This is a genomic window from Stenotrophomonas sp. HITSZ_GD (assembly GCF_029543105.1).
Lineage (GTDB): Bacteria > Pseudomonadota > Gammaproteobacteria > Xanthomonadales > Xanthomonadaceae > Stenotrophomonas_A.
Genome location: NZ_JARQXB010000028.1, coordinates 17,060 through 29,080 on the forward strand (window position 1 = coordinate 17,060; position 12,021 = coordinate 29,080).

Sequence of the window (12,021 nt, forward strand, 5' to 3'; positions counted from 1 at the left end):
GTAACGCCAGCCATGGCGGGCGACAATCTTTCGCTGATGCGCGGCGGCCCGACCCACCGCCTGCTCGACCGGCTGCGCCTGATCGGGCCAGGCACGCGTTCGGCCACCTGGCTGTGCGTGATCCTGCTGGTGTTGACCTTCGTGCCGTTGGCGATGTACTGCGCGCTGGACGGCACGCTGTGGCGCACAACACACGGCATGCCGCTGCTGCGCGACTACGCGGTGCTCTCGCGCTTCCTGCTCGCGCTGCCCGCCTTGGTGCTGATGGCGCCGCGCAGCGACGAAATCCTGCGCCAGGCGGCGCGCCAGTTCGCGTATTCCTCGCTGGTCGCGCCATCGCGCCAGGCGGCACTGCGCCACGCGCTGGGGCGCGTCAGGCAGCTTCGCGACGCGCGCGCCCCGGAGCTGATCTGCCTGCTGCTGGCCTGCCTCGCCTCGACCACCTATGGGCCCACGTTGGGCGATCGCCTGCCGGGCGTTGCGTCGTGGAGCGTGGATGCGAACGGCCGGCTCACCCAGGCCGCGCTCTGGCTGCACTACGTCTCCATGCCGCTGTTCCGGTTCGTCATGCTCGTATGGCTCTGGCGCCTGCTGCTGTGGACCTGCCTGCTCTGGCGGCTGGTGCGGCAGCGGCTGGACCTACATGCCAGCCATCCGGACGGCGCGGCCGGCCTGGGTTTCCTGGGCCTGGCGCAGGAACGCTTCGCGGTGCTGTCGCTGGCCAATGGCTTCGTGCTGTGCGGGGCCTTCGCCAACCGCATGCTGTACCTGGGTGAATCGATGTTCTCGCTGCGCTACCTGATCGCCGGCTACCTGATGGCCAGCAGCGCGCTGGTGCTGCTGCCGCTGCTGCTGCTCGCGCCGACGCTGCTGCGGGTTAAGCGGCACGCGCTGCTGCGTTACGACGCATTGGGCAACCGCGCGGCGCGCACGTTCGACCAGCGCTGGCCGCGCGGCCTTCCGGCCGGGGATACGCGCGAGCTGCTGGATTCGCCCGACGCCTCCGCGCTGTGCGATTTCACCGGCGTCTACGCGACCATCAAGAACCTGCCCGCGGTGCCGATCGGACGCTGGAGCCTGGTGCGGATCTTCCTGTATGCGGCGATGCCGCTGTCGCCGTTGCTGCTGCTGGTGTTCTCCGTCGACGAGTTGGCGACGCGGCTGTTCGGCCTGCTGGCCTGATACGGCTCACGAGGCCGCCACGGAGGCGGAGAGATAGCGCCGGCCCTGCGAGGCGGCGCGCACGGCCGGCAGCAGGTCTTCCACCGCATCGGCCTTGAGTACGTAGCCGCACGGACCCAGCGCGAGCGCATGCATCACAAGTTGCGGCTCCGCATGCACGGTGACGAACACCACGTGCGGCGCCAGGCCCTCCTCGATCAGGCTCTCCACCGCTTGCAGGCCATTGATGCCAGGCATGGAAATGTCGGTGACCACGACATCCGGGCGCATCTCGCGAGCCAGGCGCACCAGCGCCAGGCCATCGCTGACGGTGGCCAGCAGGTCGCATTCGCGCGCGAGTATCGCGCCCAGTTCGCGGGACATGGCCCAGCCATCCTCTGCCAGCAGCACGCTCACGCGTTTCATCGCCCGTTCCCGCGATGGGGAGATCCATGGTGCGCGCGACACGCGGGCGGAACCACGGAAAAACAACCGGAACGGCCCAAGTAAAACTACTGTTCCGGCCGGGCCGCCGTGTTCAGGCGTGCGGCATGATCAAGCCTTCCTGCTCGGCGCGGCGCACCAGTTCCAGCGTGCCATGCACGCCCAGCTCCTGCATGATCGCGTACTTGTGCGATTCGACCGTGCGCACCGACACGCCCAGCTCGAAGGCGATCTGCTTGGAGCGCAGGCCACGGGCGACATATTCCAGCACGCGCTGCTGCTTGTCGGTGAGGTTGCGGCGGCGGCGCTGGGCGGTGGCGATGGCGTTGGCCGCCAGCGTCGGCGTGACGTAGGTCTTGCCGTCGAGTACCTGCTGCACCGCGTAGAGCAGTTCCTCGCCGGCCGCGTTCTTGAGCACGTAGCCGCAGCCGCCGGCGCAGATGGCGCGCGAGGCCATCTCCGAGTCGGCATGCATGGTGAGGAAGATGAAAGGCACCTCGATGCCCTCGTCCTGCGCGCGCCGCATCACGTCGATGCCGGTCATGCCCGGCATGCTGATATCGGCGATGACCAGGTCCGGCGCCTGGTGCCGCACGGCATCGAGCAGAGAGTCGCCGTCGAACACCAACCCGACCACGTCGAACACCTCCAGCAGCAGGCGCTCCACGCCCTGCGCGACCAGCAGGTGATCGTCGGCCAGTACGAGGCGCCGCCGCATCGCCTGCGGCGCGCCTTCCGTCATCCCAAGAGCCATGCGCGCAATCTCCATCAGCGTGGCAGGCATGCCGAGCATTCGATGCCGCGATGCCTTGTTCCCGGGTCGCCCCCCAGGTCCGATGCGGCCAGAGCCTATGCTCGCGCCGTGAATTCCTTGTGATCCACACGTGAAGAAGTGAACCGGTGCACAGTCAGGTGCACGAGGGAAAAACGTGCATAATTTTTCCGCCCGAAATGCATTGCCACGGCGCGACCCACGGATGCGGAGGCGTTGCAGGTGAGCAGTCCAGGATCCATCGCAGGGGATGATCACGGCGCGGGACGACGCTGGACGGGGTGGCGTGCCGGTGGCTATGTGCTCCCCGCGCTCACGCTGTGCGCGTTGAGTTTTCTTGGCGAAAGGATCGCCTCGTTGCTGTGGGTGCGGCAGGACGACGTCGGGGTCTCCAGCGTGGCTTCGCCGTTGCTGCTGGCCTGGTTGTTGACCCGGCCGCATCGCCAATCGATCGCCGCGGTGGTGGGCACCATGTTCGGGCTTTGGCTAGCGATGCCGCCGATGCCCGGCGTGCCCTGGCAAGCGACGGCGCTGCTCGCGGCATGGCTGCCGCTGCCCGCGGCAGGGCTTGCCTGGCTCGCGCGTCGTGGGGGAGCGATTGAGTGGCCGCCTCGCGAAGTGGCGCCCACGCTGCGCTTGCTGCTATGCGTCGGCGTGGCGCTGCCCGCGCTGGATCTGTGCTGGATGCTGGCGTGGGCACAGGGAGCGAACCTGACGTACTCGCGGGTCGACATGCTCCACCTGCTGCTGACGCATGCCGCCGGCTACCTGCTGTTGCCGCCTATCGTGATGGCGCTGGCGTCGCCGCGCGGCGACATGCCCGCGCGCCAGTTGTCGCGTGACCTGGCCATCGCGGCCCTGCTCGCGGCGCCGCCGCTCTGGCTGTGGTCGCCCCTGTCCGACGTGGTGCTGCCCTCGGCGCTGATGACGATCTTCGCCGCGCCGTTGCTGCTGTGGGTGCTGCTGCACTTCGGCCTCGGCGGGGCATGCGTGGCGCTGTGGACGTGCGGCACGGTGGGCCTGGCGTATTCGCAACGGGGTGCCGGTCCGTTCCGCGCCTTGCCGCCGCCCTCGGCGCTGCTCGGCATGCAGGCTTGGCTGTGCGCGATCGCCGGTGCGCTGTGGCTGATCTCCATGATGGTGGAACAGCAACGCAGCGTCGCCCGGTGCCTGTGCGAGGCGTACCGCCAGCTCAGCGAGTTGGCGGGGCGGGTGCTCGTGGTGCAGGAAGAAGAGCGCACACGCATCGCGCGCGACCTGCACGACGACATCAACCAGTCACTGGCGGCGCTGTCCATCCGGCTGAGCTACCTCAAGCGGAGCGTGGACGAATCGCAGCGCGACGCGGTGGCCGAGTTGCAGCAGGAATTGATGAAGGTATCCAACGACATCCGCAGCATGTCGCATGGATTGCACCCGGCGATGCTGCGCTTTACCGGCCTCGCCAGTGCGTTGACGGCGTTCTGCCAGGGGCACGGGCAGCGCTCGACCGTGCGCGTGCATTGCGATGTGGTGCCGCCCGACGGCCTGGGGGATGCGCGCGAGCTGAGCCTGTTCCGCATCGTGCAGGAGGCACTGAACAACGTGGAGAAGCACGCGCATGCGCACGAGGCCTGGGTGCGCCTGGGCATGCAGGGCGAGGACTGCGTGCTCTCGGTGAGCGACGACGGCATCGGCCCGCCATGCCGGCGCCGGCAGGTGCCCACCGGGCTGGGCTTGATCAGCATGAGCGAGCGCGCGCGCCTGCTGGGAGGGCAGCTCACGGTGGCGGCGCGCGATGGCGGCGGCACGCAGCTGGAGGTGCGCTTCCCCTTCGCCGAAGCCGCCTCCGTGGAAATGCCGAGCTAACGTCTGCCGGTCCGCGATAGCCAGCCACTGCGGTCGCCCGTGACGATGACGTGCCTGCCCCGGCGAGGTGTCATGTCGAGACCCTCTGGCCCGCCCCCCTGGACGGCGTCTGGCACGTGGATCGCCCGGGGAACGTAGCCGCTGGACGGGACGCTTCACGGTGACCCAAGTCTTCCCCGAATAGCTCACGCCGGTAGGCTTTGCCGCTACCATCGCCGGACGATCCACCGCCCCGACGGCCGTGGTCCAGCGAAGGGGAAGGCATTGGTCACCGCCAGGAAGTCCGCGCGCCGCAAGGGCGAAGCCACCACGATCGATGAAGTCGCGCGTCTGGCCGGCGTATCGCCGATGACGGTCTCGCGGGTGGTGAACGGCAGGGTGCACGTGCGCGAAAGCACGCGCGAACGGGTAATGCGGGCGGTGAAGCAGCTCGGATACACGCCGAACCTGGCGGCCAGTTCGCTGGCGGCGGCGCAGACCACGCGCATCGCGCTGGTATACACCAACCCCAGCGAGGGTTATCTGCGCCAGCTGCTGGTGGGGGCGTTGCGCGGCAGCGCGCGGGCGGCGGTGCAGTTGGTGGTGGATGCCTGGGACGAGGTGGATCCGGCAGCAGAGCGCGAGGCGGCGCGCACGCTGGCACGCAGCGTGGCGGGGGTGATCCTGCCGCCGCCGCTGTGCGAGTCGCCGACGGTCATCGCCGAGTTGGTCGAAGCGGGCGTGCCGGTGGTGGCGATCGCGTCGGGACGGGAGGAGAGCGCCATCTCGCGCGTGCGGATCGACGATTTCCTCGCCAGCCGGGAGATCACGCGGCATCTGATCGGGCTGGGCCACCGGCGCTTTGGTTTCATCCAGGGCCATCCGAACCAGACCGCCAGCGCGCGGCGTTTCGAAGGTTTCAGCGCGGCGCTGGAAGAAGCCGGCATCGCGCTGGAGCCGACATGGGTACAGCCGGGCGAGTTCACCTATCGTTCGGGGCTGAAAGCGGCCGAGAAGCTGCTGGCGCGCAAGCAGCGGCCGAGCGCGATCTTCGCCAGCAACGACGATATGGCGGCGGCGGCGATTTCGGTGGCGCATCGACGCGGGCTGGACGTGCCGCGCGATCTGTCGGTCGTGGGATTCGACGATACGTCGGCGGCCACCAACGTGTGGCCGGAACTCACGACGGTGCGGCAGCCGATCGCGGCAATGGCCGATACGGCGGTGGACATCCTGATGCGCGGCATCCGCCGCCAGGATGCGACGCCGGTGGACAAGGTGCTGGCGCATACGCTGGTGAAGCGCGGGTCTGTGGCGAAGCCGCCCGTGCTTTGACTTTCTGCGGTGGGGGCTCGACTCGTCGGGCGCGTCGCGCGGGCGGGTGGGGGCATGCCCTGGCGGGGGACGCCGAAAACGTCCATCCATGGCCTCGGGCTCGTGAGGCGACATCCTGTCGCCACACGCCCCCGCCAGCGCCCCGCGCCCGGCCGCCCGATACATCCCCGGCGACGGAACGAAGGTCAAAAGCTTCGGCCGCCGCCTTTAGTCGCAAAAACAAACGGAGCACACAGGTGCTCCGTCGTGATGCGGGCTTCTCGTAAGCGGATCTGCCTTTGACTGTGTTGCCGGTCGAGCGGACCTGTCGGGCATCCGGGGGGCAGGCCATGTCGGGGGCGTGAGGCGACAGGATGTCGCCGACCGAGCCCCGAGGCCATGGATGGCCGCTTTCGGGCGTCCCCCGACATGGCCTGCCCCCCGGATGCCGCGCGACCGGAACCAAACAGCCGCGCTTCACCCCTCAAACATCAAACGTCAAACAGGGTCAGAACCTCACTTCCCGCCCAACCGCTCCCACAGGAAGCTGTAAGCCAGCGCAGACATATGCGCCTGCTGCGCATTGTTCGCCGCGCCACCGTGGCCGCCTTCGATGTTCTCGTAGTAGGTCACGTCCTTCTTCGCATCGATCATCTTGGCCGCCATCTTGCGCGCATGGCCCGGATGCACGCGGTCGTCGCGCGTGGAGGTCAGGAAGATCACCGGCGGATACTGCTTCTTCGCGTCGAACAGGTGGTACGGCGAGAAGGTCTGGATGAACTTCCAGTCGTCCGTGTCCGGGTTGCCGTACTCGGCCATCCACGACGCACCCGCCAGCAGGTGGTTGTAGCGCTTCATGTCCAGCAGCGGCACCTGCACCACCACCGCCCCGAACAGCTCCGGGTACTGGGTGAGCATGTTGCCCGTCATCAGGCCGCCGTTGCTGCCACCCTGCACGCCCAGGTGCCGCGGCGAGGTGATCTTGCGCGCCACCAGATCCTTGGCCACCGCCGCCATGTCCTCGTAAGCCTTGTGGCGGTTCTGCTTCAGCGCCGCCTGATGCCAGCGCGGGCCGTACTCGCCACCGCCGCGGATGTTGGCGACCACGTACACGCCACCCTTCTCCAGCCATGCGCGGCCCAGCGCGCCGGAATACGCCGGCGTCAGCGAGATCTCGAAGCCGCCATAGCCATACAGCAGCGTCGGCGCCTGGCCGTCCAGCGCCAGGTCCTTCGGGCGCACCAGGAAGTAGGGCACGCGAGTACCGTCCAGGCTGGTGGCGAAATGCTGCTCGATGGTGTCGCGGCTGGCGTCGAAGAACGCCGGCATCGTCTTCAGCATCTCCGGCTTGCGGCCCACTTCGGCCAGCGAGAGCGTCGTCGGGGTGAGGTAGTCGGTGGCGGTGAGCCACACCGCGTCACTGTCGTCGCTATCCACCGCGTCCACGCCCAGCGTGCCGAACGCCGGCGCACCGACGAACTCGCTCTTCTTCCACTGCCCGCCCTCCGGCGTCAGCACGCTCAGGCGGTTCTTCACGTCGTCGAGCACGTTGAGCACGAGGTGGTGCTTGGTCCAGGAGAAACCGGCCAGCGAGGTGGTGTCGGTGGGCGCGAACAGCACGTCGAAGTCGCGCTGGCCGGCCATGAAATCGTCGAACTTCGTCGCCAGCAACGAGCCCGCCGCGTAGGTCTTGCCGCCCACCGTCCACGGCTCGCGCAGCTCCAGCGTGAGCCATTCGCGCTTGATGCTCTTGCTCGCCGAATTGGGCGCATCGATCTTCACCAGCTTGCCGTCGGCGCCGCGCAGGTAAAGCTCGTCGTTGTAGAAGGCCAGCGTGCGGCTGACGAAGTCCCGCTCGAAGCCCGGCGTGTCGTCGTGCATCGCCGCGATGTACATGTCATCCGGCTTGCCTTCGTAGACCGTCTCGGCCTGCTCCAGCGGCTGGCCGCGCTTCCAGCGCTTGGCGATGCGCGGGTAGCCCGAGCTGGTCTGCGAACCGGCGCCGAAGTCGGTGAACACATACACGGTGTCGGCATCGATCCAGCCCAGCGCGCCCTTGGCTTCCGGGCGGAAGAAGCCGTCCTTCACGAACTGCTTGGTGCCCAGGTCGAACTCGCGGGTGACGTCGGCGTCCGAGCCGCCGCGCGAGAGCGCGATCAGGCAGCGCCGGTAGTCCGGGCGCAGGCAGTCCGCGCCGTGCCACACCCACTGTGCGTTCTCGGCCTGGTTCAACGCATCCAGGTCGAGCACGGTTTCCCACTTGGGGTTCGGCTTGCGGTACTCGGCCAGCGTGGTACGGCGCCATACGCCGCGCTCGTGCTGCCGGTCCTTCCAGAAGTTGTAATAGAAATCGCCGATCTTCTGCACGCCGGGAATCTTGGCGTCAGAGTCGAGCACCTCGCGGATGCTCGATTCCATCTGCTTGAACTGCGGCGTGCCGGCCAGGCGCGCTTCGGTCTTGGCATTCTGCGCCTTGACCCATTCCAGCGGCTTGGCGCCCTCCACGTCTTCCAGCCAGGCATACGGGTCGGCGGTCATGGCGGCCTCCTTGGCGGACGCGAGAAGGGGCGAGGCGGTGGCGAGGCCCGCCACGAGGCAGGCAACGGCGAGTTTGGACATCAATCCTCCAGGATGGACACAACCGGCCCAACCTAGCACAGCGTCCGCGGCCGCCTCCCCTGCCAGAAGGCGCGGGCGCTCAGGCCGCGCGTGCCGGAACGCCCTGCCCGGCGCGACGCGTTGCCGCACGCCGGCGCGCCTGCGGCCCGCGCCGCGCCACGCGGCCAGTGCCGGTGCGCGCGGCGCGCCATCGCGGCAGGCGGAAGCGGTACAGCGCCCACCACGCCGTCATCGGCATGCCCAGCAGCCACAACGGCCCCCAGCCCAGCCACTGGCTGTGCCCGCGCGCGGCCGGCCATACCAGCACCAGCGCCAGCCCGGCCAGGGCGACTTGGCGCACGACGCGCAGCACGCGCGGGTCCGGGGCCTGCATCTTCGAAGAAACGTGGCGCTGCATGGGTTTTCCTCAAATCCGGTCGGGAAGCGCACGTTCCCCCATCGCCATCTCACGGATTGCGACCTACCATTGACGTGAAGTTCGCCCCTGCCCGTTTACCGTGCAGGCCAGCCAAGCCAAGACGAGCCGCAATGCGACTGACCGCCACCCTAGCCCTAGCGTTCCTCATCGGCCTGGCCGCCCCCGCCGCGGCACGCGAACACCAGGCGCCGGAACGCCCCCCGCTGTCATTGCAGCGGCTGGCGGGCACCTGGTACGTGATCGCGCGCATTCCCAACCCCGTGGAGCGCGGGCACGTCGCCAGCCGCGACGAGTACACGCTGCGCGACAACGACTCCCTGGGCATCCGCTACGTCTATCGCGAGGGCTTCTCCGAGCCGGAGAAGGAAAAGACCGCCCGCGCCTCGGTCGACGAGGACAGCGGCAACTACGACTGGCGCGTGTGGTTCTACAAGATCATCCCCACCAAGCAGCGCATCCTGGAAGTGGCGCCGGACTACTCGTGGATGCTGATCTCCTGGCCGGGCCGCGACCTGGCCTGGATCTTCGCCCGCTCGCCGGACATGGACAACGAGCAGTACCGCACGCTCGTGGCCAAGCTGCGCGACGATTACGGGGTGTATACCGACAAGCTCAAGCGCGTGCCGCAGAAACCCGAGCAGGTGGACAAGCTCGGCTTCGAAGTGCCGAACAAGCGCTGAGGCGCGGGCCGGCGCCCCGCGCGGCGCCGGTTCAATCCTCGTAGTTGCTCAGGGCCAGGGCCAGCAGCGCCTTGGCCTGTTCGCGCAGCGACTTCGGCTCGATGATCTCCGCATCCGAGCCGTAATGCAGCACGTCCATCAGCAGCTCGCGCGAGACGCTGTACGGCAGCTTCAGCTCGTAGCGTCCGTCGGGCAGGAACCGGCCCTGCTGCTTGGAATGCCAATGCTCGTCGGCCACCCAGCGCGCGGCCTTGGCGCTGAACAGGATGGTCGCCCAGCCCTTGGGCGCGCCGGAGAAGATGCCGTAGGAAGCGGCGAGCTGGTCGTCCAGCTCGGCGTCGGGCACGTCGCGCGCCGGCTCGTCGAGCACGCGGGCCTGGTTGATGCGGTCCACGGCAAAACTGCGCACGCCCTCGCGCCCGTGGTCCCAGGCATCCAGGTACCAGTTGTCGCGATAGTGGGTGATGCGCTGCGGCGAGACCGTGCGCCGGGTCGATTCGTCGGTGGAGCGAGCGCGGTATTCGAAGCTGAGCTGCTTGCGCTCCAGCACCGCCGAGGCGACGCCGCGGAAGCTCGCCTCGTCCAGCTTGCGGCCGCGGTGCGGGATCACCCGCACGCGCTCCACCGGCCATTGCGAGACGCCGGCCTGCGCCGCCAGCAGGCTTTCGATGCGCTGCTGCAACGGCGCCAGCACCGAGGAGAGCACGCCGCCGCCGGTGCGCGCCAGCAATTGCTGCGAGGCCAGCAGCGCGTGCAGTTCCTCGGAGCTGAGCCACAGGCCCGGCAGCTCGAAGCGATCGCTTTCGCCGGCGAGGTAGCGGAAACCCGCCTCGCCATCGCCTTCCACCGGCGCCATGAGCGCATCGCGCAGGAACGCCAGGTCGCGGTATACGGTGGCGCGGGAACAACCCAGCTCATCCTGCAGCCGCGCCACCGTCACCGGATAGCGGGCCGCCTTGAGCAGGCGATGCAGGGCATTGATGCGTTCATAGCGGTCCATGCGCCGATTATGTCCGACTCTCGGGTGACAGCGCGCGCGCGCCCGGCCGGGCTATCGTGACGCCCCCTCCCCACCGGTGCCGGCCATGACCCCGCGTTCCCGCCCCGCCCTCGCCGCCCTGCTCGCCTTCGCCATGCTGCCGGGGTGCACGCGCTCCCCCGATGCCGCGCCCTCGGCCGCCGCCGCGCCGCGGGCCGAGACGGGCGGCCCGCATGCACCGGCGCAGCAGGTGCTCGACGCGATGAGCCGGTTCCGCGCGGCGCGCGCGTTCGAGGCGCGCATGCGGCTGGAAGGCGCGCGCCCACAGGAGAGCCGGCTGGCCTACGTCGCCCCCGACCGGTACCGGCTGCAGCTGCCCATGGGCACCCAGGTCGTGATCGGCGACACGCTGTACCTGCAGGCCGGCGATCGCAGCGAGCGGTTGCCGTTGCCGCGCGGCCTGCTGGCGCAGTGGCGCGATCCGCTGCAGTTGCAGGCCGGCGAGCAGTTGCAGGTGGAAGACCTCGGCGCCGACCCGATCGACGGCCAGCCCGCGCACCTGTACCGGGTGATCCATCCAGACCCGGCACGCCCCCCGATGCGCCTGTGGGTGGACGCCGACGGCCGGCCGCGCCGCGTCGAACAGCGCGGCCGCGATGACGGCGGGGCCGACTACCGCCTGCAGATCGACTACGGCCGCTTCGACGATCCGGCCTTGCGCATCGACGCGCCCTGAACCGGCGGTCGCCCGATGCGACGGGCGGCGCACCGCCCGCGGCGGGGGAATGGCAGAATCCGCTCGGGGATCCGCGACAACCAGATGCATCGGGGAGATGCCGTGTTCCATCGAATTCCGCGGCCTTGGCCGCTTGGGGGATACCTGTTCGCCTGCACGGGGGGTCTGCCGTGCTGAAGCCGCTTCCCGCTGGCATGGCCGCGCTGTGGGCGCGCACGCTCGGCTTGCTGGGCCTGGGCATGTTGGTCTGGGCGTGCGTGAGCACCGCGCTGCTGCAAGGCCGCGGCGATGCCTTCCTCAACCTGCGGCCGCTGCAGGACCGGACCCTGGGCGTGGGGCTGGTGCTGGCGGCGCTGTGGCTGGGGCCGCTGTGGCGCCGGCCGGACGCCGCCGAGCCACGCATCTGGCGCCCGCGCGCGCTCGCCGCGCTGGGCGTGGCGATGATCGGCGACATCGCGCTGATCGTGCTGCTGCACCTGCCCACCCATTCGCCCGGCCTGATCGCCATCGCCGGCGCCATCGCCTGCATGGGGGCGCTGGCGGCGATCTGCATGGTCACGTTGGCGCTGGAAACGCCGCGTTCGCAGTGGCTGCTGCCTGCGCAGTGCGCGTTGGCGCTGCTGGCCGGTGCGGTGTTGTTCTTCGCCTTCATGGCGTGGCTGTGGCCCGGGCAGATGGCAGCCGGCGGCGTGCCTTCGCTGGTGCTGCTGGGCGCCATTGCCGCGGCGCTGCTGCTGGCCACCTGGCTGGGCGAAGGCCGCGATGCGCTGCTGCCGCTGCCCGCGCGATGGCCGCGTTGGATGTTGCTGCTGGCCCTGCTGGCGATTCCGTTGCTACTGGTGGGCGTACTGGCGATCAAGCCCGGCCTGCAGAAGCCGGTGTGGGGGCTGGCGGTGCTGGCGATGGCCGCGGTCATCGGGCTGGATGCACGCCAGCGCATCATCGCTCCGGGCTTGGGACGCAACGGCGCATGAAGCGCGGCCGGGCGGCGGGCCCGGCCACGTGAACGGTTCCGTTATCATGAAAGCGTTTTCCCCCACCGTGTGCCTGCTGGCCGCCTGATCGAGAGTC

General features: G+C 69.3%; 11 protein-coding genes. 6 read left to right on the forward strand and 5 right to left on the reverse strand.

Annotation, left to right across the window (positions count from 1 at the left end; genetic code table 11):
- The first annotated feature begins 12 nt into the window (after positions 1-12).
- Positions 13-1,182, forward strand: coding sequence for a hypothetical protein (locus P6166_RS16965; protein ID WP_277765616.1), 1,170 nt, complete (start codon positions 13-15; stop codon positions 1,180-1,182).
- A 6-nt stretch (positions 1,183-1,188) separates the two neighbouring features.
- On the opposite strand, the gene P6166_RS16970 is transcribed toward P6166_RS16965, so the two are convergent.
- Positions 1,189-1,587, reverse strand: coding sequence for a response regulator transcription factor (locus P6166_RS16970; RefSeq protein ID WP_277765617.1), 399 nt, complete (start codon positions 1,585-1,587; stop codon positions 1,189-1,191).
- A gap of 112 nt (positions 1,588-1,699) precedes the next feature.
- Positions 1,700-2,389 (reverse strand): response regulator transcription factor, encoded by a 690-nt coding sequence (locus P6166_RS16975; protein WP_277765618.1) that lies wholly within the window; start codon positions 2,387-2,389, stop codon positions 1,700-1,702.
- 288 nt (positions 2,390-2,677) lie between these two features.
- Here P6166_RS16975 and P6166_RS16980 point away from each other — a divergent pair, with 288 nt between their 5' ends.
- Both P6166_RS16980 and P6166_RS16985 read left to right on the forward strand, forming a co-directional pair.
- Positions 2,678-4,225, forward strand: a complete 1,548-nt coding sequence (locus P6166_RS16980) for a histidine kinase (RefSeq protein WP_277765619.1) — start codon at positions 2,678-2,680, stop codon at positions 4,223-4,225.
- 264 nt (positions 4,226-4,489) lie between these two features.
- Positions 4,490-5,539 carry a LacI family DNA-binding transcriptional regulator gene (locus P6166_RS16985; protein ID WP_277765620.1) on the forward strand — a complete coding sequence of 350 codons (1,050 nt, stop codon included), beginning with the start codon at positions 4,490-4,492 and terminating at the stop codon, positions 5,537-5,539.
- A 495-nt stretch (positions 5,540-6,034) separates the two neighbouring features.
- Here P6166_RS16985 and P6166_RS16990 read toward each other — a convergent pair whose 3' ends face one another.
- Positions 6,035-8,137: a prolyl oligopeptidase family serine peptidase gene (locus P6166_RS16990; protein WP_277765621.1), complete on the reverse strand. Its 2,103-nt coding sequence runs from the start codon at positions 8,135-8,137 to the stop codon at positions 6,035-6,037.
- A gap of 79 nt (positions 8,138-8,216) precedes the next feature.
- Positions 8,217-8,534 carry a hypothetical protein gene (locus P6166_RS16995; RefSeq protein ID WP_277765622.1) on the reverse strand — a complete coding sequence of 106 codons (318 nt, stop codon included), beginning with the start codon at positions 8,532-8,534 and terminating at the stop codon, positions 8,217-8,219.
- Between the two features lie 131 nt (positions 8,535-8,665).
- Between P6166_RS16995 and P6166_RS17000 the strand changes: the two genes are divergently transcribed.
- Positions 8,666-9,235 carry a lipocalin family protein gene (locus P6166_RS17000; protein ID WP_277765623.1) on the forward strand — a complete coding sequence of 190 codons (570 nt, stop codon included), beginning with the start codon at positions 8,666-8,668 and terminating at the stop codon, positions 9,233-9,235.
- Between the two features lie 31 nt (positions 9,236-9,266).
- Here the strand turns inward: P6166_RS17000 and P6166_RS17005 are convergent, their stop codons facing one another.
- Positions 9,267-10,235 (reverse strand): YafY family protein, encoded by a 969-nt coding sequence (locus tag P6166_RS17005; protein WP_277765624.1) that lies wholly within the window; start codon positions 10,233-10,235, stop codon positions 9,267-9,269.
- An 85-nt stretch (positions 10,236-10,320) separates the two neighbouring features.
- Here P6166_RS17005 and P6166_RS17010 point away from each other — a divergent pair, with 85 nt between their 5' ends.
- Both P6166_RS17010 and P6166_RS17015 read left to right on the forward strand, forming a co-directional pair.
- A complete protein-coding gene (locus P6166_RS17010) occupies positions 10,321-10,950 on the forward strand; it encodes a hypothetical protein (RefSeq protein WP_277765625.1) in 630 nt (209 codons plus the stop codon).
- Between the two features lie 170 nt (positions 10,951-11,120).
- Positions 11,121-11,924 carry a hypothetical protein gene (locus P6166_RS17015; protein WP_277765626.1) on the forward strand — a complete coding sequence of 268 codons (804 nt, stop codon included), beginning with the start codon at positions 11,121-11,123 and terminating at the stop codon, positions 11,922-11,924.
- Positions 11,925-12,021: the final 97 nt, after the last annotated feature.

What these genes read in the sequence shown, in the direction of transcription:
- P6166_RS16975 (WP_277765618.1), bottom strand. Translation starts at nt 2,389, where the DNA reads ATGCCTGCCACGCTGATGGAGATTGCGCGCATGGCTCTTGGGATGACG.
- P6166_RS17010 (WP_277765625.1), top strand. Translation starts at nt 10,321, where the DNA reads ATGACCCCGCGTTCCCGCCCCGCCCTCGCCGCCCTGCTCGCCTTCGCC.
- P6166_RS16965 (WP_277765616.1), top strand. Translation starts at nt 13, where the DNA reads ATGGCGGGCGACAATCTTTCGCTGATGCGCGGCGGCCCGACCCACCGC.
- P6166_RS17000 (WP_277765623.1), top strand. Translation starts at nt 8,666, where the DNA reads ATGCGACTGACCGCCACCCTAGCCCTAGCGTTCCTCATCGGCCTGGCC.
- P6166_RS16990 (WP_277765621.1), bottom strand. Translation starts at nt 8,137, where the DNA reads ATGTCCAAACTCGCCGTTGCCTGCCTCGTGGCGGGCCTCGCCACCGCC.
- P6166_RS17005 (WP_277765624.1), bottom strand. Translation starts at nt 10,235, where the DNA reads ATGGACCGCTATGAACGCATCAATGCCCTGCATCGCCTGCTCAAGGCG.
- P6166_RS16995 (WP_277765622.1), bottom strand. Translation starts at nt 8,534, where the DNA reads ATGCAGCGCCACGTTTCTTCGAAGATGCAGGCCCCGGACCCGCGCGTG.
- P6166_RS16970 (WP_277765617.1), bottom strand. Translation starts at nt 1,587, where the DNA reads ATGAAACGCGTGAGCGTGCTGCTGGCAGAGGATGGCTGGGCCATGTCC.